The organism is Actinophytocola sp., from assembly GCF_036378875.1.
In the GTDB taxonomy this organism is placed as follows: domain Bacteria; phylum Actinomycetota; class Actinomycetes; order Mycobacteriales; family Pseudonocardiaceae; genus Actinophytocola.
In genome coordinates this window covers 20,810-41,853 of the sequence record NZ_DASUVO010000090.1, presented here as the reverse complement: position 1 = coordinate 41,853, position 21,044 = coordinate 20,810, and the positions used below count along the sequence as shown (strand labels likewise).

Genomic DNA, 21,044 nt, shown 5'->3' with positions numbered 1-21,044 from the left:
AACGGCTATCGAGTTTGCCACCGTATTAGGTTAGCTTTGCCTTGGTTCTACGTCTGTGTAGAAGCTGTGGAGGTGTTCGGTGACTCGTGCGCGCGTCGTCGTGTTGGCTGTTTCGCTGCTGGTCGCGCCGCTCGTCGCGTGCGGGGATGGTGAGGCGGGCGACGCGCTGGTGATCTACTCCGGCCGGAACGAGGAGCTCGTCGGCGGGGTGCTCGACCAGCTCGAGACGGCCGTCGGCGGCAAGGTGGAGGTGCGTTACGGCAGCAGCGCGGAGATGGCCGCGCAGCTGCTGGAGGAGGGGGATCGCACCGAGGCGGACCTGTTCTTCTCCCAGGACGCGGGCGCGCTCGGCGCGGTCGCGGAGGCGGGCGGGCTGGGGGAACTCCCGGCCGACGTGCTGGACCTGGTCCCCGCCGGGTACCGCGCCGACGACGGGCGCTGGGTCGCGACCTCGGCCCGGGCGAGAGTGGTCGCGTACGACCCGAGGGTGGTCGCCGAGGCCGACCTGCCGCAAAGCCTCGACGACGTCGTGGACCCGAAGTGGCAGGGGCGCGTCGGGTTCGCGCCCACCAACGCGTCCTGGCAGACGTTCGTCACGTCGGTGCGGGTGCTGAAGGGCGAGGACTACGCGCGTGACTGGCTCACGAAGTTCGCGGCGAACGAGCCGCAGCGGTTCGAGAACAACGTCGCGATCCTCAAGGCGATCAACGATGGCCAGCTCGCGGCGGGGCTGATCAACCACTACTACTGGTACGCCGCGGTCGCCGAGAACGGCGCCGACGCGGTGCCCGCGAAGCTGCACTACGTCAGCGGCGGCGACCCGCTCGGCCTGGTGAACGTGGCCGGCGTGGGCATCGTGGCACGGACCGACCAGCAGGACGCCGCGACGAAGGCCGTGCGGTTCCTGCTGTCCGACCAGGCACAGCGGTACTTCGCAGACGAGACCGCCGAGTACCCCGCCAACCCGGCGGTGACCTCCAGCAAGCACGACCTGCCACCGCTGACCGAGCTGCACGGCCCGGACATCGACCTGTCGCGGCTGTCCTCGCTGCAGGACACGCTGACGATGCTGCAAGAAGCGGGGTTGTCCTGAAGGCCCCGCTACGGGCCGCACCAACACTCACCGCACTCGCCCTGGTCGCGGCCGGGGCGGCGCTGATCCCGCTCGCGTACCTGGCGGTCCGGTCGTTCGACCGCGGCCTGGGCATGGTGTGGGAGGTGCTGGTCCGACCCCGCACGCTCGACCTGGCCGTGCGCAGCCTCACGCTCGCGGTGGCGGTGACCGCGGCCTGTGTCCTGCTCGGCGTGCTCGGCGCGTGGCTGGTCGTGCGCAGCGACCTGCCCGGCCGGCGTGCCGTGGGGGTGCTGCTGGTGCTGCCGCTCGCTGTGCCGTCCTACGTCGCGGGCTTCACCTGGCTCGGTCTCGCGCCGCGCATGACCGGTTTCGTCGGGGCGTTCCTGGTGCTGACGCTGGTGTCGTTCCCGTACGTCCTGCTGCCGGTGGCCGCCACGCTGCGGGCGGCCGACCCGGCGGTCGAGGAGGTCGCGCGCGCCCTCGGCCGGACCAGCGGCCAGGCATTCCTTTCCGTGACGCTGCGCCAGATCCGGCCCGCGGCGACCGCCGGTGGCCTGCTCGTCGCGCTCTACGTGCTGAGCGACTTCGGCGCGGTGTCGCTGATGCGGTTCGAGGCCTTCACCCTCGGCATCTACACCAGCTACCGCGCCACGTTCGACCGCACCCCGGCGGCGATCCTCGGCTGCGTGCTGGTCGTGCTCGCGATCGCGCTGACCGTCGGCGAGCGCCGTGCCCGGGGCACCGTGGCGACCCGAGGCCGCCGCACGCCCACGACCGTGCCGCTGGGCCGGGCGCGGGTGCCGGCGCTGCTCGGCACCACCGCGCTGCTGGGACTTTCGCTCGGCGTACCGGTGTTCGGCCTCGGGTGGTGGCTCGCCGCGGGCAGCTCCTCGGGTGACGGGGATCTGCTCATGACGACATGGCACACGGTCGCGGTCGCCGGGCTCGGCGCGTTGCTGACGATCGTGCTGGCACTGCCGGTGGGAGTGCTCGCGGCACGGTACCGAGGACCGCTGGTGCGGGGTGTCGAACTGGCGAGCTTCGCCGGCCACGCACTGCCGGGCATCACGGTCGGCCTCGCGCTGGTGTTCTTCGGCGTGCGGCTCGTGCCGGGGCTCTACCAGACCACCGCGATGCTCGCGTTCGCCTACGCGGTGCTGTTCTTGCCGCTGGCCGTCGGCGCGGTGCGCACGGCCGTCGCGCACGCGCCGCCGGTACTCGAGGACGTGGCCCGCTCGCTCGGTCGGGGGCGGGCGGCCACCCAGTTCCTCGTGACTATGCCGCTTGCCGCGCCCGGCATCCTCGCGGGCGCCGCGCTGGTGTTTCTCACCAGCGCCAAGGAGTTGCCCGCGACGCTGATGCTGCGGCCGACCGGCGTCGACACCCTGGCGACCGAGCTGTGGACCAAGACGGAGGTCGCCGCGTACGCGGCCGCGGCGCCGTACGCTGCGGTGCTGCTCGTCGTCGCCGCGATCCCGGCGGTGCTGCTCGACCGTTTCCTGCGTGGAGGAGAGCGATGACTTTTCTTGACGTCAAAGGACTTGTCGCAGGGTACGGCTCCGAGCCGGTGCTGTGTGGCGTGGACCTCGCGGTGCCGGAGGGCGGCCTCCTCGCTGTGCTCGGACCGTCGGGTTGCGGCAAGACCACGCTCCTGCGGGTGCTCGCGGGCTTTCACCCCGTTCGCGACGGCCAGGTCGTGCTGGCGGACCGGCTGCTCGCGGGCGGTTCGGTGCACGTGCCGCCGGAGCGACGGGGCATCGGCATCGTGCCGCAGGAAGGCGCCCTGTTCCCGCATCTGACCGTCGCCGGCAATGTCGGGTTCGGGCTGCCCCGGCATGGCCGGCGCAACGGTCGGGTCGACGAGCTCCTCGACCTCGTCGGCCTGTCCGGCTACGGCGCCCGCATGCCCGCTCAGCTGTCCGGCGGGCAACAGCAACGCGTCGCGCTCGCCAGGGCCCTCGCGCCGCGTCCGGGTGTCGTGCTCATGGACGAGCCGTTCTCCTCTTTGGACGCGAGCCTGCGGGACGAGTTGCGGGTCGACGTCCGGGCGGCGCTGCGTGCCTTCGGCGCGACGGCCGTGCTCGTCACACATGACCAGGGGGAGGCGCTCGGCGTCGCCGACGCCGTGGCCGTGCTGCGCAACGGTGTTGTCGCACAACTCGGTGCGCCACAACAGGTCTACACCGACCCCGCCGACCTTGGCGTCGCGCTGTTCGTCGGCGAGGCGGTCACGTTCGACGCCGTCGCGCGCGACGGCGTGGCGGAGACGCCGCTCGGTCGGCTGCCCGTGCACGGCAGGGCGAGCGGCGCCGGCACCGTGCTGGTGCGGCCGGAACAGTTGCTCGTGGGCGACCACGGCGAGGTGGCCGGCGTGGTGGCCACTGTGGACGATGTGTTGTTCCACGGCCACGACGCGACAGTGTTGCTGCGCCTGGCGAACGGCACGCGCATGCGGTCACGCGTGCAGGGCGTGCTTCCCGCGCAACCGGGTGACGAGGTCGCGGTGCGCGTGTCCGGCACCGCGTTGTTCTTCCCGGAGCGCCGGTCATGACCGCGGCCGCCGAACTCGGATTCGCTACCGGGCTGGGAGAGCACGGCGACCGGCTCGCACTGGTCACACCTGACGGCACCGGGGTCACCTATCGCGAGCTGGACGACCGCGTGTCCGAAGTGGCCGAACGCCTCGGCCCGGTGCGCCGGCTGGTGCTCCTCGCCACCACCAACGACGTCGACTCGGTCGTGACCTACCTCGCCGCACTGCGTGGCGGGCACCCCGTGCTGCTCACCGCGCCCGGCCAGAGTGCCGCGCTGGCCGCGGCGTACGACCCGGACGTGGTGGTCGACGGCGGATGGGACGAGCGCAGACCGGGCACCGCGCACGACCTGCACCCGGAACTCGCGCTGCTTCTGTCCACCTCCGGCACGACCGGCGAGCCGAAACTGGTGCGGCTGTCGGCGGACAACCTCGTCGCCAACGCCGCGGCCATCGCGGAGTACCTCGACATCCGGGCCACCGACCGGGCGATCACCTCGCTGCCGATGCACTACTGCTACGGGCTCTCGGTCATCAACAGCAACCTGCTGCGCGGCGCCGGCCTCGTCCTGACCGACGCGTCGGTGGTCGACCCCGCGTTCTGGACAGTCGTGCGGGAGCGGGGCGTGACGAGCCTGCACGGCGTGCCGCACACGTTCGATCTCCTTGACACCGTGGGATTCGAGCGGATGGACCTGCCGAGCCTGCGGTATGTCACCCAGGCCGGCGGCCGCCTGGATCCCGCCAAGGTCAGCCGGTTCGCCCGGCTCGGGACCGAGCGTGGCTGGCACTTCTTCGTCATGTACGGCCAGACCGAGGCGACGGCCCGGATGGCCTACCTGCCACCGGAACTGGCGCACGCCCACCCGTCGACGATCGGCGTGCCCATCCCAGGCGGGGAGTTCGACCTCGTGGACGGGGAACTGGTGTACCGCGGGCCCAACGTGATGCTGGGTTACGCCACCAAGTCCGCGGATCTCGCGCTCGGCCGGACCACGTTCGAGCTGCCGACCGGCGACCTCGGCCGCCGCACCCCGGACGGCCTCTACGAGATCACCGGCCGCAAGAGCCGGTTCCTGAAGTTGTTCGGGCTGCGCGTGGACCTCGGCCGGGTCGAGCACGTACTGGCGGGGGAGGGGATCGAGGCTGCCTGTGCCGGCACCGACGACGTGCTGGTGGTCGCCGTGCGGGGCAGTTCGCGCCGGGCGGGCGCGCTGGTCCGCACCCGGTTCGGCCTGCCGGCCCGGGTCGTGCGCGTCGACGAGTTTCCCCGCCTCCCCAACGGAAAGGTCAACTACCAGGCACTCGTCAAGCTCGGCGGTGCGGACGCGCCGGCCGGGTCGGTGCGTGCGGCGTTCGCCAACGTGTTGGACCAGCGGGACGTTCCCGACGACGCCACGTTCGTCAGCCTCGGCGGCGACTCGCTCAACCACGTGCGGATGTCGGTCGCGCTGGAACGGCTGCTCGGCCACCTGCCCGACCGGTGGCCGACCATCCCTGTCGCCGAACTGGAACGGCTGCGGCGTCCACGGCGGCGCGTGCCGGTGATGGAGACCGGGATCGTGTTACGGGCGCTCGCGATCGTGCTGATCGTGGGTTCACACATCCGGTTCTTCAGCCTCGAGGGCGGCGCGCACCTGCTGCTCGTCATCGCGGGCTGGAACTTCGCGCGGTTCCTGCTGCCCGGGACGAGCGGCCGCATCCTGCGCGGCGCCGCGCTGATCGCCGTGCCCTCGGTGCTGTGGCTGACCTACCGAGCGGCCGTCACCGACGACGTGACGCTCGCGAACGTGTTGCTGGTCAACAACTTTGTGCGCACCGGCGCCGTGGGCTACTGGTTCATCGAAGTGCTGGTACACGCGTTGTTGTTGCTGGCACTGGCGTTCACGGTGCCGGCGGTGCGGCGCGCCGCCCGCGCACACGGGTTCACCGTGGCCTTGACCGCACTGGGCGTGCTGTCCGTCTTCCGCCTGGCGGTCGGGGACACGTTCTTCGAGCGCAACATGACCACGCTGGGCGCGGCCTGGTTCCTCGCGCTCGGCTGGCTGGCATACCTGGCTGACACCAGGACCCGCAAATGCGTGGTGCTGGCCGTCACGCTGGCGCTGGTGCCCGGCACGTTCGACGACCTGTCCCGGCAGATCATCGTGACGGTCGGCGTCGTGGTGCTGCTCGGTGTCACCCGAGTGCCGGTGCCGAGACCCGTGGTAGCGGTGGTGGGCGCGATCGCGAGCGCGTCGCTCTACATCTACCTCACCCACTACGCGGTGTTCCCGGCTCTGCAGCCTCACCTGCCGGCAGGTCTCGTCGTCGTGTTGAGCATCGCCGCGGGCGTGGTGGCCTGGCACTGCATCCAGGTTGCCACCCGGGTGCTCAGTCCGGATCGTCGCCGAGTTCGCGTGGGATGAGAGCGCGAGCTTCTGTTCACCGCTCTGTGCGATCTCGACCGCGGACGGCTTCGCCGATCCGGGGCTGGGACCTGGTGCGCGAGCGGTGGTCACGGCGCCACTGTGGACCGCCACGGTGGCTGACCCTGGTAGGCGCGGCCGATCATCGCGACCCACTGGTGTACGGCGTCCTCGTTGGGCGCGAACGGTCCTGGCCGGAAGTGGGGTGACGCGAGTCCACGCTGGACCGACTCGCACGCCGCCCAGTCCTGCCGGTTGGTGCGGTCCCAGAACTCCTCGGCGTGGCGTGCCTCGCCCAGCGCGAGCCATGAGCACTCGACCAACGTCGCGTCCGGACCGACCGGCCGCAACCGGTGCGTCATCACGTAGTCGGGGTGCAGGGACAGCAGCAGATCGGGGAACAGCGCCAGGTACAGCACCCGCCGTCTGTCCACACCGGGCAGGAAGTCCCCTGGCGAGCTGCCGTCGAGCGACATGGTCTCGGCGTGGTCGCGCAGGTCCATGGCGCCGCCGATCCACGCGCCGGGCAGATCGTAGTTGTCGCCGCTGGCGGGTGGGGACACCGCGCACAGTTCGGGATGGATGTGCGGACAGTGGTAGCACTCGTGGTAGTTCTCGACGATCACCTTCCAGTTGGCGCGCACCGTGTACTCGTGCCGCGCCGCCAGCCGCAGCCGGTCCGGTGCGTAGGGCGCGACCAGTTCGGCCAGCGCGCCGATGTGCTCGGCGAACGGTGCCGCGTCGCCGGTGCCGTTGACGAACACCCAGCCGTGCCATACCTCGACGGGCAACGGCACGAGCTTGTGGTCGGCTGGCCGGAACCCCGGCACGTCGTGGAACCGCGGCGCGCCCCGCAGGTCACCGTCCAGCCCGAACGTCCAGGCGTGGTACGGGCACACGACCACCGGCCGCGTCGACGTGCCGCCCTCGGGCAGCAGTTCGTGGCCGCGGTGGCGGCAGGTGTTGGCGAACGCCTCGACGGTGGTGCCGGCACGGGTCAGCAGCACGGGGATGTCGCCGGCCAGCACGCCGCGCTGGGTTGTGTCCGCGTCGAGTAGTTCGTCGAGGCGGCCGAGACACGACCACGTCCCGGCGAAGAGGTGGCGCAGTTCCCATCGCAGGACCTCGGGCGCTGTGTAGGCGCCCGCCGGCAGCATCGTCGACTCGCCGAACGGGCGGAGGGCTTTCTCGAGGTCACCGACCGGCGCCGGCGGCCATGGGGCAGGGGAGGACACGAGACGACCGTACCTCGACGCCGCCAACGCGGTCGGCCTCCAGAATTGGCCGTAGATGATTTCGGAACTGTCTCCGCACAACCGTGAGGTCACCGGTGCCAAGAAACGTGACCACCGGAGAACCCCGCCATCTACCAGCTCGGTCAGGTTCGTCCGGCCGCTGACCACTCGGCCTCGAGCCTCGTCGTCAGGACAACCGGTCCGAACCCCGACCATAATGGACAACTTGTCCGCCGGCCCCGAGCCCGGGGCCGGAAGTCACCATGTGATCAGGGTCGGATCCTGGGGCCGCTCATGGTCAGCGGCCACACCCACCTTGACACTGAGGTTGCCGATGGCGCGGTGTCAGTGCTGGTACTTGAACACGTAGGAGTTTCCGTGTTTCTCGCAGGGGGTGACCTTGTGGGTTTTGCTCATTTTCTCCCTGGCCTGCTTGCAGGCGCTGAGGGTCGTGAACGAGGCGGTGCCCGCGTGGGCGGCCGCCGGTGTGATGGACACGGCAGTCAGGGCGGCCGTCGTGGTGATGATTATGAGTAGTTTGCGCACCAATGTCTGACGTCGGCGCGGGTATGGCGGTTCCCTGTCACCGTGGCGGTAACGGGCGCGTTCCCGGGCCTGACCCCGATGGCGGGCGCGGACGTCGCGGCGTTTGTCGGTGGTCGTTGATAGGCTGAAATCTGGCAGACCGAAGTTGGCGTGCATCATGTCCACACCTAGTGCCGTGACTGGACAGATTCGCCGGGTTGTCAGGCCGCTTCGGCTGTGGTGATGGCGCCCGACCCGGCCGAGCCGTTTCACGCGGTGGAACAGGTCCTGGCGACCGAACGGCTCACCGGCCTGACGGTCCCGGTTTTGTCTCCGTCCGGGTCAGGGTCGACTCCGAGGTGCCCCTGAACTGTACGACGACTTCGTGGTCACCAAGCTCCAGAACAAGTCCCCGGGGTTTTCGCCATCGTCGCGTCGTTCGGTTTCCACACCTGATCTGCTGTTCCAGCAGTTGAGGATGGCCGGCGCCGTGCTGATCGTAGGATGGCCCGGTGGCTTGGGAGCGTCCGGTACCGCTGATCGGCGACGTGACCACCGCGGCGGGACGCGCTGGTGATCCCGCCGGGTGGGCGTTCCCGCAGGAGGGGCGGGAGGCGCTGTACGCGGTGCTCGGTGCGCGGCGGGATGTGCGGCGCTTCCGGCCCGACCCGGTCGACCCGGACCTGTTGTGGCGCGTGCTGGGCGCGGCGCACCTCGCGCCGTCGGTGGGGCACAGTCAGCCTTGGCGGTTCGTCGTGGTGCGGGAAGCGGAGACGCGGGAGCGGGCGGCGCTCATGGCGGACCGCCAGCGGCTGCGGCAGGCCGCGATGATGGACGCCGACGCCGCTCGCCGGTTGTTGGACCTGCAGTTGGAGGGTATCCGGGAAGCGCCTCTGGGCGTCGTGGTCTGCTGCGACCGGCGGGCCGCGCCGCAGGGCGTGCTCGGCCGTGCGACCTTCGTCGACACGGACCTGTGGAGTTGTGCGTGTGCCATCCAGAACCTGTGGCTGGCCGCGCGTGCCGAGGGCCTCGGGGTCGGCTGGGTGACGCTGTTCGAGCCGGACGAGCTGGCCGCGCTGCTCGGCCTGCCGGACGATGTCGTCACCCTCGGCTGGTTGTGCCTCGGCTGGCCGGACGAGCGGCCCCCGGAACCCGGGCTGCAACGCGCTGGCTGGTCACGCCGGCTGCCGCTGGGCCAGGTGGTCATCGAGGAACGCTGGCCGACCGCGGACGAACCGGCGCCGCCGCCGTCCCGCCTGCACGCACCGGTCCAGACCGCGGTGGTCGGCGCCCGGGACGGGACGGACGTGCTGCTGACCCCGCCGGGTTCGCTCGGCGCACTGGACCGTGCCATGGACAAGGCGGTCGCGCTCGGACACACCCACCTCGACGAGGGCACGCTGGTTCTCGTGGCGGCTGATCACCCGGTCGCCGCGCACGGCGTGTCCGCCTACCCGGGCAGCGTCACCCGGGAGGTCCTGCTGGCAGCCGCGGCCGGCGAGGCGATGGGGGTGACGACCGCCAGAACGGCGGGGCTCGACGTGGCGGTCCTCGACGCCGGCGTGTCCGGCCCGGCGGTCGCCGGCGTCGACCGGTTGACCTGCCTTGACGCCAGAGGCGACCTCGTGACGGAGAACGCCATGTCCGACCGGGACACGAGTCGGCTCCTCGACGCAGGCCGGACCGTCGGAGCACACGTCGGCCGGCTGGGCCTGGTCGTGCTCGGCGAGGTCGGCGTCGGCAACACCACCGTGGCCGCCGCTCTGGCGGGTGGGCTGCTCGGTGCGGAACCCGCGGACGTCGTGGGCCTCGGCGCGGGCGCGGACACCGCGATACTGGACCGCAAGCGCATGGTCGTGCATGACGCACTCCAACGAGTTCGCGACTCCGACCGGCAGGACCCACTCGCCGTGCTCGCCACACTGGGCGGTCCCGAGTTCGCGGTGCTGGCCGGTGTCGTGCTCGGCGCGTCGAGCGTGGGCGCGGTGGTCGTGTTGGACGGGTTGGCAACCTCGGTCGCCGCACTGGTCGCCACCCGACTCGAACCCGCCGCGGCCGCCAGCCTGGTTGCCGGTCAGCGAAGTCGGGAGGTCGGCCACCCGCTGGTCCTCGTGGAGCTGGGTTGTGAACCACTGCTGGACCTGCGCATCCGAGCCGGCGAGGGCGTGGGTGCCTGCTTCGCGGCAGGAGTGCTGCGCCACGCCATGGTCGTCCGCGCGGCCACCGCACGAACGGCCGACCCACCACCGGGTGCCGCGACCAGATCGTCTACTTCGGACACTCCAGGCTGGCTGGGCGAGGGCGGGTCAGTGCGGCATTGATCAGCGGAACACAATTGTCCGTTCGGGAGTTGTGTGTGCCATGAACCAACTTGTGGACCGTACGATCACCGCTCTCCGCTCCGAGCATGACGCGCTCGCCGGTCTCGTCCGCACCTTTACCGACGACCAGCTGGCCACCACCAGCGGTGCCGCGGAGTGGACCGTCGCTCAGGTCCTTTCTCACCTCGGTAGCGGTGCGGAGATCGGCCGCGCGCCGATCGCCCGGGCCGCCGGAGAGGCTGTGGCGGCCGAGGACAACCAGACGATCTGGGCCCGCTGGGACGCGTCCGCGCCGCGAGCGCAGGCAGAGGGCTTCCTGGAGTACGACGGTCGCTGGCTCGCAATGGTCGAGGCGCTCACGCCCGAGCAGCGTTCGTCGTTAACCGTCGATCTCGGGTTCCTGCCGGAGCCGGTCTCGCTGCTGACCGCCCTGGGCATGCGGCTCAACGAGGTGGCCAATCACTCGTGGGACGTGCGCGTGGCCTTCGACCCGCACGCTGGGGTGGACGCCGAGTCGGCTGCGGTGCTGGTCGATCTCCTGGCGGGGCCCGTGGGCTTCATGTTGGGCTTCCTCGCGAAGCCGGCCGAGCTCATGGACCCGGTGTCCGTCGCGGTCCCTGGCGGCGGTCTGGTGATCGACGACGCGGTCACCGTGGTGGACCACCTCGAGTCACCTTCTGCGACGTTCAACGGGCCGGCGGAAGCGTTCGTCCGGCTGGTCAGCGGCCGTCTCAAGGCACCGTACGACAACGGCGTCACCGTCGAGGGCAGCATCACGCTCGACGACCTGCGTCGCGTGTTCCCCGGCTTCTGACGGAATCAGTGGCGGTGAGTGTCCGGTGGGTCGTAGCCGGGCCAGGCTGGCGACGGGCAGGGCGGCGCTGCAGACCGCAGGCTGCGTGGCGTGACAAATAGGACCAGATGGGACGCCGGGGCTGTCTAGTCCGGCTTGGTCTCGTGTTTGGTCGTGATCAGGGCGAGCACGGTCTCGCGTCCCTCGCGCAGTAGCCGCAGTCCTTCGTCGGTGGCGGCGCGGACTTCCGCCTGCCTGGCTTTTTCGGGCCCGAGCAGGGCGGTCACGGCAGCGGCGATGACCTTGTCGGGATCGTCGACGACGACGTTGCCCTGGCTCTGCGCGGCCGTGGCGAGGAAGCCGGCGATGAGCGCCTGCAGCGCGTAGGCCTGTTCCTCGAGGGGCCAGTCGGTGCGGGCGAGCCGGTGTTCGCGCCACACCGGCAACACCCGGTACATCATCGCGGCGGGGCCCAGCATGTCGAGCAGCTCCCTGCTGCGCGACTGCCGGCTGAGGGCGCCCAGCAGGTCGACGTCACCGGTCTGCAGGGCGCGCACGAACGGGTGTTCCAGGGCGACCCGGACCAGCCGCGCGCACAGCCGGTGCGGGCGGCTGTTGTCCGGGTCGGCGGTCAGCACCTCGATCTCGCTGTCCACGACGTCCAGGAAGTCCCGGGCGAACAGTCCGAACAGGAGGTCTTCCTTGGTGCCCCAGTACAGGTAGGCGGTGCCCTTGCCGACATGCGCTCGTGCCGCGATCTCGGCGACGGTCAGGCCCTTGACCCCACGCTTGAGCACCAGCTCCCGCGCGGCGGCGAGAATCCGGGCCGCGGTGCCGGAGTCGTGTTCAGCCAGTGCTGTCATGGTCGCTTCCTTGCCTGTGCCGAGCTGGTCCCACCTCATCATGCTAGGGCGAGGTCCTTGTCCTTCAGCCTGCCCGCCTTGCTCCTCGACCGCAGCTGCCCCCATGCGGCCAGGGCCTTCGGCACGTCCTCGGGACGACGTGCCAGCATGGTGCCGAGCAGGTCCGCCCCGGCCATCCCGGTCGAGACACCCATGCCCCCGTACAGGGTCACGCACCACGCGGAGTCACCGACGAGCACGACCCGGCGACGATGCCAACTGCCGATTCGCACCTGCTCGACCGAGTCGAACAGCACGTCGTCCGCGGTCTCCAGCGCGTCGATCGCCTCACCCAGCGCACGACCCAGCGGCGGCGCGTGACCCAGCCAACGTACTGACCAGATGAATAGTCTGGTCACCTTCTCTAAGGTGATGTCATCAACATCGTGCTCGCTCTGTTCACAATGGAGGCAACGCCATGACCCAGACGACCGCAATGGTGATCGACCGCTACATCACGATCTTCGACCGCGCGGCGCATGACCCCGGCGCGCTCGACGGCCTGATCACGCACCTGCGCAACAAACTGCTGCCCCTGGACACCTCGCTCTGACCGAAAGGGACGCTCAATGTCCGGGAACGGCAACACCAAGCCCGTACCGCGCAGCATTCTCATCTTCGGTGCGGCCGGCCACATAGGCAGGCCACTGGCAGAGTTTCTGCACAAGGAGGCCCCGCGGATCAAGCTGCGCCTCGCGAGCAGCAGGCCGGCACGTCTCGATGACCTCCGCCGCGACTTCCCCAACGCCGAAGCGGTCCACGCGGACTACTTCGACCTCCCTTCACTCGAATCCGCCACGCAGGGGATCGAAGGTGTCTTCGTCACCACCACCGGCGGCACGGACGAACAGCCAGCCATGGCGAACCTGGTGGCCGCTCTCGAGAAGGCGGGCACCGCGGTGCACGTCCTGCGCGTGGTCGGTCTCCAGCCGGAGGCCAACCCACGGCGCATCCCACAGTCCCTACGCGACGGACGTCTTGGACTCCCCGTCCAACATCCCATCGCGAAGCGGATTCTCGACGAGAGCGATCTGCCGGTGACCTACCTCAACATCGGCGCCACGATGATGGACAATCTGTTCCAGATGAAGGAAGGCCTGCGCCGCGAACGCAAGCTCGTCTGGCACGACCGCCTCATACCCTTCATCGACCCACGGGACATCGCCGAAATCGCCGGACGCCTGTTCCTCTCGGACAACCACCGGCACATCGGCCAGTTCCACACGGTGAACAACGGCCACGACCTCATGCGCTTCAGCGACGTCGCCGAAATCATGAGCGAAGTCCTCGGCGAGAAGATCACCCACGACGGCACCAAGGAAGGTTTTTTCCACACATACCAACAACTCGGCCCAGTCCGTGAGTTCCTGTGGGAGTTCTTCGAGTACGAGAAGGAGAACGAGGTCGTCTGGGCCCGCAACGACTTCGCCGAACGCACGCTGGGGCGTAAACCGCTCACCTTGCGGGAATGGCTACAGGAACACGCGCAACTCCTGTTGGCGTAAGCAGGCCGGGAGTGCGCGACCGTCGAAGGGAAACCCATCCATGACTCAGGAAGCCGCGATCGCGGTCACCGGCGCCACCGGCCGCCTCGGCGGCCGTGTCGCCCGGCGACTCGCCGCCGCGGGCACCCAGCAGACCTTGTTGGTCCGCGACCCGGCCCGTGCCCCGGCCCTCCCCGGCGCCACCCCACTGCCCGCCAGCTTCGGCGACCGTGACAGCGTGCGGCGGGCACTGCGGGGAATCGACCGGGTCCTCATGGTGTCCGCGTCCGAGACCCCCGACCGGGTCGAGCAGCACCGGACGTTCGTCGACGCCGCGGCGGAGGCCGGAATCCGGCATCTGGTCTACATCTCCTTCTTCGGTGCCGCGCCGGACGCGACGTTCACCCTCGCCCGCGACCACTGGGCCACCGAGGAACACATCCGCGCCAGCGGGCTGGACTTCACGTTCCTGCGCGACAACCTCTACGCCGACTTCATGCCCGACCTGGCCGGCGACGACGGCGTCATCCGAGGACCCGGCCGCGTCGGGCGAGCCGCGGTCGTCGCACAGGACGACATCGCCGACGCGGCCGTCGCCGTGCTCACCGCCGCCCCCGACCACGCCGGAGCGACCTACGACCTGACCGGCCCGCAGGCACTCACCCTCGCCGACGTGGCCGCCGTGCTGTCCGAGGCCACCGGACGGACAATCACCTACCAGCCCGAAACCGTCGACGAGGCCTACCGGTCACGTGCCTCCTACGGCGCTCCCGACTGGCAGCTGGACGCATGGGTGTCCACCTACACCGCCATCGCCGCCGGCGAACTCGACGGGGTCACCGACGCCATCCCCCGGCTGACAGGCCACGCCGCGACCTCGCTGGCCACCGTGATGCGCGCCATCCACTGACCAAATGGCCAATCCGGTCAGTATGATTAGTGGCATGAGTGGGAATGACGCGGGTCGGGTTCTGGTCGTCGGAATGGGTGTCAGCGGGCTCGCCACGGCCACGCGGCTCCACAAGGCCGGTTGGACGCCGGTGATCATCGAGAAGGCGCCGAGCAGGCGAGCAGGCGGGTACTTCGTTGCGCTGTTCGGCGCCGGCCAGGCGGCGGCGAAGCGCCTGGGCCTACTGGACGACATACACAACCGCACCCCGGACGTACCGAGCCTGGACATCGACCGGTCCGGCCGCGCACGACCTGGCTTGTCCTTCAACGACATACCCGGCAAGCCGTGGCTGATGCTGCGTGGTGACGCGGAACAGGCGGCGTACTCGGCACTGCCCGCCGACGTGGAAATCCGCTATTCGACCGTGCCGGCCGCCATCGAGCAGGACGGCGACGGGGTCGAGGTGACCCTGCACGACACCGCGACGGGGACGACGGTCACCGAGCGGTTCGACCTCGTCGTCGGCGCCGACGGGCTGCGCTCGACCGTACGGTCCCTGGTGTTCGGCCCACACGAGAGGTACCTGAGGCGGATGAACTACATGATCGCCGCGTACCAGTACCCCGGTACACCAACAGGTGTGGCCCCCAACCAGGGCGCGACGCTGATGGAGCCCAACCGGTCGATGTGGGTCTTCGGGTTCACCGACCACGACCCGACCATTCTGCTGATCTACCGCACCGACGATGTGGACGCCGAGTTCACCGAGCCACCCGTCGACCGCGTCCGGGCCGCCTTCGGTCCGCAGCCGACCGGCAGCACACTCGGCGACGCCATCACGGCGCTGGAGCACGCCGAAGGCGTGCTGTTCGACTCGGTGGAACAGGTGCGCATGGACACCTGGCACCGCGGACGCGTCGTACTCGTGGGCGACGCCGCCTGGTGCGTGACCCTCTTCGCCGGCATGGGTGTCTCCGCCGGACTGAGCGGTGCCGAACTGCTCGGCACCGTCCTCGAACGACACCCCCACGACATCGACACCGCGCTGACCGAGTGGGAACGGGGACTGCGCCCGTACCTCGACCACTACCGCGACGGAGCCGCCGCGGACCGCAAGATCTTCGTGATGGACAACTGGCCGCAGATTCTGCTCCGGCGGACGATGATGCGGCTGGGCAAAACCAGGTTCGGGGCTCGCATGATGCAGAAGATCATGCGAGCCGACGACATCGCCGAGTTCAAGCACGCCGACATCGTCGGCAACGCACTGAACCGGTTCGACCGGACGCCCGTTGCCTGACCTGCCAGAACACAGCTCGCCCAAGGCGGCGCGGATCCTCGCCGCCGCGGGTGAACTGCTGGGCAAACACGGCAGCAGGGGCCTCACCATCGCCGACGTCGCCACCAGGGCCCACGTCGGCAAAGGCACCGTGTACCTCTACTGGAGGTCGAAAGAAGACCTGCTGCTCGGGCTGATCAGCCGCGACTTCATCGCCCTCGCCGACGACGTCACCGCCGCGGTCACCACCGACCCGGACCTGGCCCGACCTTCCCGGTTGTGCCCGAACATGCTGCGCATGGCCACCGAACACCCCTACGTCAGCGCCCTGCTGCACCACGACGGAGCCCTGCTCGGCATCCTGACTGACGACCCCCGCTCGGGAACACTGCTCGACGCCCTCGGGCCATACGGGGTGATGCACAGGATCCTGCCGATCTGGCGGCGCAACAACCTCGCCAGGACCGACTGGCCCCTCGCCAACCAGGCCTACGCCCTGGATGCTCTGGTCACCGGATTCGTGGCGGCCGCCACCGGCCGCCACAGCCAGCCGCCAGTCACCGATTCGGGCAAAGTGCTCGCCGCCGCCGTCACCGCACTACTTGGACCCGAAGATGCCAGCCCTGACCAGGTCCAGGCCACCGCCGAGGAAGGCCTCCGCTTGCTGGCCGAAGAACGCGCCACCACTCTGGACCTCATCAGCCGGGCGGCGCTCACGTCGTCGAGTCCCTCGCTTCCCAGCTAGTCGTGGTACACGAGCTGTAGCCGCAGAAGCCCTAGCGGCCTATCTCCGGCTCCGGGCCGACATCGTCAGCTGCCGGCTTGGCCCGGGGACGCGACTCACCGAACGTTGGCTCTCCACCGAGACAGGGTTCGGGATCTCCCAGATCCGCGACGCACTCACCCGCCTCGATCATGAAGGACTGGTGCACACCCTTGGTCGCCGGCCATCACGGCTGCCCAACTCGATCGGATCGTCGAGGGCGGCGAGAAGATCACGAACCTGATCAGGGAACAAGGGCACACGCGAGAGGTGGTCCGACTCACCAACGAGATCAACGCGGACAGGTTCATCTTCCTGGCCGAGACGACCCGCAACGAGTACATCATCAGCGCTGTCGCCCGCCTGTCCGGAGAGCTCGCGCGGGTGTGGACCCTGATCATCGACTCCGAGCTGCTCGACTTCGGCGAGCCGCTGCTCTCACTGGACATGTGGAAGGACGACCTCCTCCGGCGCGATGGCGAAAAGGTCGCGGAACTCGCACGGCGCTACATCGAGCAGTCCCACAACCGAGTCCTGCGCACCCTCGCGCGCTGGCCGTCCGTGATCACGAGTGAGGTCATACCGCTGCCGAAGACAACCCCACAGTAGCTCCGCGAGGCTGGCGTCCGGACTGCACAGCCGGAGAACGGTTGCGACAATCTCGTCCGGACGTCCCAGCCGCCCGATCGACTGTTTCTTCAGGATCCCGTCCACGGTGTCGGCCTGGATCTCGAGCATGCCGGTGAGCAACTCCACAGTAGACACAACAATTGGGCGGCAAGATCATTTCGGTTGCGTTCGCGCGAATTGGGCGTGCACGGGTCCGGACTCCCGTACAGTGCTGGCTGACCGGTTCAGGGTGGAGGTCACGGGCTGTGAGCGGATACGAGGTTGAGCTCGGTCAGCTGCGGGATGCGGCCACGGCGGCGGGATCTGCCGCGGACCAGGCCAGGGCGGTGGACCCGGGTACCGGCTTGGATGCGATCGCGGTGGCATTGCCAGGTGGCGACGCGGCGAAGATCGCGCCCACTTTGGCGTCGGCGTTCAATGAGCGCGCGAAGGGGTGGTCGGGCGAGATCGACCTGTGGAGCGAATCGGTCACGTCGTCCGCGAAGGCGTATTCCGAGAATGAGGGCGATGCGAAAAGGGCTTTCGGGAAATGACTGTCGGCTACGATGACGTCCGCAAATGGGACGCTGAGGCGCTCGACACGTCAGCTACCAACCTGCGTGGGCGGCGGGACAAACTCATCGGGCTGCAGGACGAACTCGATGACGCCAGGAAATTGCCTGACTGGCACGGCGTCGCGGGCGAGCGCGCACGCGGTTCGCTCGGAGATACGCGGAACAATGCCGAGATCCTGGTCGCGGAGCTGTCCGCCGTCGAACGCGCCCTGCGGGACGCGTCGGACGACGTGTCGGCCCTGAAGAACCGGGTCGCCAACAACGACTCCCTCGCTGACACCTACCAGTTCCGCATTGCCGACGACGGCGCGATCGTGGACAACAAGCCGGCCGACCCCCTGCCGAGGTCGCGGTTCGAGGCCGAAGACCGGGCCGAGACCCAACGGCACCGCGAAACCATCCGGAAGCAGCTGGAGCAGGAGACCAGGGCGATACTCGCCACGGCGAACAACATCGACGCCGCCCTCGCCCGGGTGATGCGACTCGCGCAGGACCGCAAGATCAGCGACCACGGGGCGAACACCCTGGCGGACGCCAGGCAGGGCGGGGAGATCGACGCCCAGGTGGCCGAGATGGAGCAGTCGCTGCGAGACGCCGGACTGCTGACCGGGCCGCCCGTGTCCGGCCACTACCGGCAGTGGCTTGAGAACGCCGTGCGCCGGGGCGTGTCGATCGACACGATCAAGGAGATCGCCGCGGAACACCACATCACGCCGGAGGACTTCAAGATCCTCGACGGGATGGAGGAGATCCGGGAGGACGAGGACGGCGACGGGACCTTCAAGTCGTACTTCCTGATGCCGACCGACATCAGCGGGGACGACGCCGCCAAGGCCGTGAAGATGACCTACATCATGAACGCGGGCACCGACTACGGCACCGAAGGCGAAGCGACCGACTTCAGTCCGACCCCGTACGGATCCGAGGAACTGCGGCGGATCACCGATCGGCAGCGGGAGAACTCCTGGAGCTACGACGAAGATGTGGGGTTCGTGCACGGCAACGGTGGGCGGTTGGTGACCACCCCGAACGGCATGATGATGGGCTTGGGAGGGAACCTCATCCAGGACCAGTTCAGCCAACAGGGCGGAACCACCTGGGGCGACACGTTCATGCTGAACATCGACGACCCGAAGGATCCGGCGCAACAGCTTCGAGAGGCGGCGAAGTCGGGCCACGCGTGGTACGAGGGCGATGACGGCCCGTACCGGGGTGCTCTCGACATGGACCGACTGCTGCACCACGAGGAGCGCCACTCCCAACAATGGGCGCGGGAAGGCTACACAGGCTTCCTCGCCTCCTACGTGTGGGAGCAGGTGACCGGCGGCAACGAGACCGAGGAAGACGCGGGACTTTCCGATGGCGGATATCGTTAGATGGTCGCGTGTCGCCTGCGTTGCCCTACTCGTGGTGGCGGTGACCGCGGCGTGCGACACCAAGGCCCAGTACGCGCCGTCGCTGCCACCGGCGGCCGGGTTCCGCGTCGAGGACGGCGTACTGAAACTGTGGACGGGCACCCCGTGCCATGGCGTCACCGGCCTGACGTTGATCTTCGACTCCGGTACGGAGGAGAGCACGGAGCAGGTGTGGACCGCGCCGCGGCCGGGAGTGCTGTTGGAGCGCATGGACCTGCTGAGGACGGCCGGGGCAACGCCCCCGGACACGCTTGGACCTCTCCAGGTCCAGAAACCGCTGCCCGCGGACTACGACTGGACCAAGGCAGGCTCGATCGCCTTCTCCGTTGACGGCCCGACGGCGTACGGTGCCAGGGTCGACGTCGCCCAGGTGCTGCGCGAGTCGGCGCAGCACCCGGCCGGGAGCTACCTGTTCGGCCAGCGCGGCTGGATGGACGCGTCGGACGTCCAACGCGAGAACCAGAAGTCGTTCCTGACCGTCTGCACTCCCGACCCGGAGTGATGGCGGCACTCCGACCCGCGGAGCCGAACATGGACACGCCGGACAACGCTGCCCGCACAAGCGCTCTGCGGACAGCGCTCCGGCGCCTCGTGCTCGGCGCGTTCGCCTGCACCGCCATATTGATCGTGCTGCTCGTCGGCGAGGCGGTGCTCAGCGCCACCGGACTGTCCTCCGATCCCCACAGCTACGGAATGTTCGCAGGCGTCCTGTTCGCGGCGGTCCTGATACCGGTAGCGCTGGCGCTGTGGCTGCTGTACCGATCAATGCGACGACGCCGCAAATGACGGGACGGCCGCCCGGACGCGGCCGTCCCCAGGGGTTCTTGCGGATGCGGAGGGATTTGTCCCGGGATTCAGCCGTTCGCCACCCCAGATGCTGGCTGGACCCGCTCGAACCGCACCCGGCTCAGCCACCCCGGGAGGTCACTGAGGACGTACAGCTCGCCGTGCACGTCGGTGCCGATCGCGGTCGGCTGGATGGGGAAGTTGCCGATCGTGGCGGATTCGTAGCCGCCCTGGGGCTTGGGACGCACGGCGAACGCGAGGGTTGAGCAGTAGTCGCTCGCTACGTAGGTCCCCCATGCCTCCGGGGTCTGGGACCCTCGGTACACCACGCCGCCGGTCACCGAGCAGTTCTCCGTGAGGAAATGCTCGTACTCGAAGACCGGGTCGGTGTACCGCACGCCCGGCCGGCATTGCTGCTGGTCGAACACCGGGGTGCCCTCCCGGCAGGACCAGCCGAGGTTCGCCCCACCCTGCCACGGGCGGATGTGGTTGATCTCCTCGACCAGGCCCTGGCCGACGTCACCGATCCACAGCGAGCCGTCGACCGGGTCGATGGAGAACCGCCACGGGTTGCGCAGCCCGTAGAGCCAGATCTCGGGCCGCGCGCCCGGCACGCCGACGAACGGGTTGCCGCGGGGCACGCAGTAGGGCTTCGCCCCGCAGGCGCGGTTAACGTCGATCCGCACGATCTTGCCGAGCAGGGTGCCGAGGTTCTGACCGGACTTGAACGGGTCGTTCGCGTGGCCACCGTCGCCGGTGGACCAGTAGAGGTAGCCGTCGCGGCCGAACGCCACCTGTCCGCCGTTGTGGTTGCCGTACTCGGAGTGTTCCTGGGTGAGCAGCACCTGCACCCGCTCGGGAGCGCCGATGGGCACGCGCGCCAGGGTCAGCGCGCCGGCCGGCAGGCTCGTGTAGGCGACGTAGAGGATCCCGGTCCGCGCGAAGTCGGGCGCGGGTGTGATGCCCAGGAGGCCGCGCTCGTTGTCCGACGTGTCGATCCGGGCGGTCAGGTCGAGCACCGGCTCGGCCGCCAACCCGGTGTCGGGGTGGTAGGCGCGGACGGTGCCGTTCTTCTCCGCGATCAACATCCGGCCGTCCGGCAGCCCGGTGATCGCGATCGGACGCTGCAGACCGAACGCCACTCGTTCGGACACCACGGTCAGCTCGGCGAGCGGCACCGCGCGGCTGTGGGATGGGCCGGCCGCGGCCGCCATCACCGATGGCGACAAGAGCGCGGACAAGGTCAGGACGAGCAGGCTGGCCAGCATGGTGGCCGGGCGACAACGCTGTCGCGACATGTTTCAGCTCCTCGAGCAGGGTGGAGGACGCAATCTGGGAGCGCTCCCAACGGTACATCGACTTCTCGGCAACATCCAGCCCACCGTCTTGCCGCTTTTCCGGGCAGAGAAGGAGTACCGGTCGACCGGCCAGACAAGGACGCGACCGCGA

Annotated in this window: 21 protein-coding genes and 1 pseudogene; 17 read left to right on the top strand and 5 right to left on the bottom strand. The window is 69.4% G+C overall.

Translation table 11 applies throughout. The features are described 5' to 3' along the window. The first annotated feature begins 79 nt into the window (after positions 1-79). The 4 genes from VF106_RS26125 to VF106_RS26110 all read left to right on the top strand — a co-directional run bounded on the left by VF106_RS26125 (position 80) and on the right by VF106_RS26110 (position 6,016). The gene (locus tag VF106_RS26125) at positions 80-1,093 is read left to right on the top strand and encodes an iron ABC transporter substrate-binding protein (protein WP_330842483.1); all 1,014 of its coding nucleotides are present in this window, start codon (positions 80-82) and stop codon (positions 1,091-1,093) included. A 125-nt stretch (positions 1,094-1,218) separates the two neighbouring features. Further along, positions 1,219-2,595: an ABC transporter permease gene (locus VF106_RS26120; protein WP_330842482.1), complete on the top strand. Its 1,377-nt coding sequence runs from the start codon at positions 1,219-1,221 to the stop codon at positions 2,593-2,595. Next, entirely contained in the window at positions 2,592-3,626 is a 1,035-nt protein-coding gene (locus VF106_RS26115) for an ABC transporter ATP-binding protein (RefSeq protein ID WP_330842481.1), read from the top strand. The genes VF106_RS26120 and VF106_RS26115 overlap by 4 nt, the downstream gene beginning before the upstream one ends. Continuing rightward, positions 3,623-6,016: an AMP-binding protein gene (locus VF106_RS26110; RefSeq protein ID WP_330842480.1), complete on the top strand. Its 2,394-nt coding sequence runs from the start codon at positions 3,623-3,625 to the stop codon at positions 6,014-6,016. The genes VF106_RS26115 and VF106_RS26110 overlap by 4 nt, the downstream gene beginning before the upstream one ends. Before the next feature lie 89 nt (positions 6,017-6,105). On the opposite strand, the gene VF106_RS26105 is transcribed toward VF106_RS26110, so the two are convergent. Beyond that, positions 6,106-7,251: an aromatic ring-hydroxylating oxygenase subunit alpha gene (locus VF106_RS26105; protein ID WP_330842479.1), complete on the bottom strand. Its 1,146-nt coding sequence runs from the start codon at positions 7,249-7,251 to the stop codon at positions 6,106-6,108. Between the two features lie 345 nt (positions 7,252-7,596). After that, positions 7,597-7,956 (bottom strand): hypothetical protein, encoded by a 360-nt coding sequence (locus tag VF106_RS26100; RefSeq protein ID WP_330842478.1) that lies wholly within the window; start codon positions 7,954-7,956, stop codon positions 7,597-7,599. A gap of 332 nt (positions 7,957-8,288) precedes the next feature. On the opposite strand from VF106_RS26100, the gene bluB reads away from it, so the two are divergent. Continuing rightward, positions 8,289-10,097, top strand: a complete 1,809-nt coding sequence (bluB, locus tag VF106_RS26095) for a 5,6-dimethylbenzimidazole synthase (RefSeq protein WP_330842477.1) — start codon at positions 8,289-8,291, stop codon at positions 10,095-10,097. A 40-nt stretch (positions 10,098-10,137) separates the two neighbouring features. After that, the gene (locus VF106_RS26090; RefSeq protein ID WP_330842476.1) at positions 10,138-10,911 is read left to right on the top strand and encodes a maleylpyruvate isomerase family mycothiol-dependent enzyme; all 774 of its coding nucleotides are present in this window, start codon (positions 10,138-10,140) and stop codon (positions 10,909-10,911) included. A 125-nt stretch (positions 10,912-11,036) separates the two neighbouring features. Here the strand turns inward: VF106_RS26090 and VF106_RS26085 are convergent, their stop codons facing one another. Both VF106_RS26085 and VF106_RS26080 read right to left on the bottom strand, forming a co-directional pair. After that, positions 11,037-11,753, bottom strand: a complete 717-nt coding sequence (locus VF106_RS26085; protein ID WP_330842475.1) for a TetR/AcrR family transcriptional regulator — start codon at positions 11,751-11,753, stop codon at positions 11,037-11,039. A 38-nt stretch (positions 11,754-11,791) separates the two neighbouring features. Further along, a complete protein-coding gene (locus tag VF106_RS26080; RefSeq protein ID WP_330842474.1) occupies positions 11,792-12,151 on the bottom strand; it encodes a Rossmann-fold NAD(P)-binding domain-containing protein in 360 nt (119 codons plus the stop codon). A gap of 59 nt (positions 12,152-12,210) precedes the next feature. Here VF106_RS26080 and VF106_RS26075 point away from each other — a divergent pair, with 59 nt between their 5' ends. The 11 genes and pseudogenes from VF106_RS26075 (at position 12,211) to VF106_RS26030 (ending at position 19,595) form a co-directional block, all read left to right on the top strand. Further along, on the top strand, positions 12,211-12,345 hold the full coding sequence (locus tag VF106_RS26075; protein ID WP_330842473.1) for a hypothetical protein: 135 nt from the start codon (positions 12,211-12,213) through the stop codon (positions 12,343-12,345). A gap of 16 nt (positions 12,346-12,361) precedes the next feature. After that, complete coding sequence (locus VF106_RS26070) at positions 12,362-13,297, top strand: NAD(P)H-binding protein (RefSeq protein ID WP_330842472.1); 936 nt, start codon at positions 12,362-12,364, stop codon at positions 13,295-13,297. Between the two features lie 40 nt (positions 13,298-13,337). After that, entirely contained in the window at positions 13,338-14,186 is an 849-nt protein-coding gene (locus tag VF106_RS26065; RefSeq protein ID WP_330842471.1) for an SDR family oxidoreductase, read from the top strand. A gap of 34 nt (positions 14,187-14,220) precedes the next feature. Continuing rightward, complete coding sequence (locus VF106_RS26060; protein ID WP_330842470.1) at positions 14,221-15,468, top strand: FAD-dependent monooxygenase; 1,248 nt, start codon at positions 14,221-14,223, stop codon at positions 15,466-15,468. After that, entirely contained in the window at positions 15,461-16,192 is a 732-nt protein-coding gene (locus tag VF106_RS26055) for a TetR/AcrR family transcriptional regulator (RefSeq protein WP_330842469.1), read from the top strand. Before VF106_RS26060 ends, VF106_RS26055 begins: the two co-directional genes overlap by 8 nt. Before the next feature lie 46 nt (positions 16,193-16,238). After that, positions 16,239-16,454 (top strand): annotated as a pseudogene (locus VF106_RS50980) (GntR family transcriptional regulator); the annotation flags it as partial. A gap of 26 nt (positions 16,455-16,480) precedes the next feature. Further along, entirely contained in the window at positions 16,481-16,819 is a 339-nt protein-coding gene (locus VF106_RS26050) for a hypothetical protein (RefSeq protein ID WP_330842468.1), read from the top strand. Between the two features lie 266 nt (positions 16,820-17,085). Continuing rightward, positions 17,086-17,373, top strand: a complete 288-nt coding sequence (locus VF106_RS26045; RefSeq protein WP_330842467.1) for a hypothetical protein — start codon at positions 17,086-17,088, stop codon at positions 17,371-17,373. Further along, positions 17,370-18,770, top strand: coding sequence for a hypothetical protein (locus tag VF106_RS26040; RefSeq protein ID WP_330842466.1), 1,401 nt, complete (start codon positions 17,370-17,372; stop codon positions 18,768-18,770). The genes VF106_RS26045 and VF106_RS26040 overlap by 4 nt, the downstream gene beginning before the upstream one ends. Then, on the top strand, positions 18,754-19,311 hold the full coding sequence (locus tag VF106_RS26035) for a hypothetical protein (protein WP_330842465.1): 558 nt from the start codon (positions 18,754-18,756) through the stop codon (positions 19,309-19,311). Before VF106_RS26040 ends, VF106_RS26035 begins: the two co-directional genes overlap by 17 nt. Before the next feature lie 29 nt (positions 19,312-19,340). Then, the gene (locus tag VF106_RS26030) at positions 19,341-19,595 is read left to right on the top strand and encodes a hypothetical protein (protein WP_330842464.1); all 255 of its coding nucleotides are present in this window, start codon (positions 19,341-19,343) and stop codon (positions 19,593-19,595) included. 68 nt (positions 19,596-19,663) lie between these two features. Here VF106_RS26030 and VF106_RS26025 read toward each other — a convergent pair whose 3' ends face one another. Then, positions 19,664-20,893: a PQQ-dependent sugar dehydrogenase gene (locus tag VF106_RS26025; RefSeq protein WP_330842463.1), complete on the bottom strand. Its 1,230-nt coding sequence runs from the start codon at positions 20,891-20,893 to the stop codon at positions 19,664-19,666. Positions 20,894-21,044 lie beyond the last annotated feature (151 nt).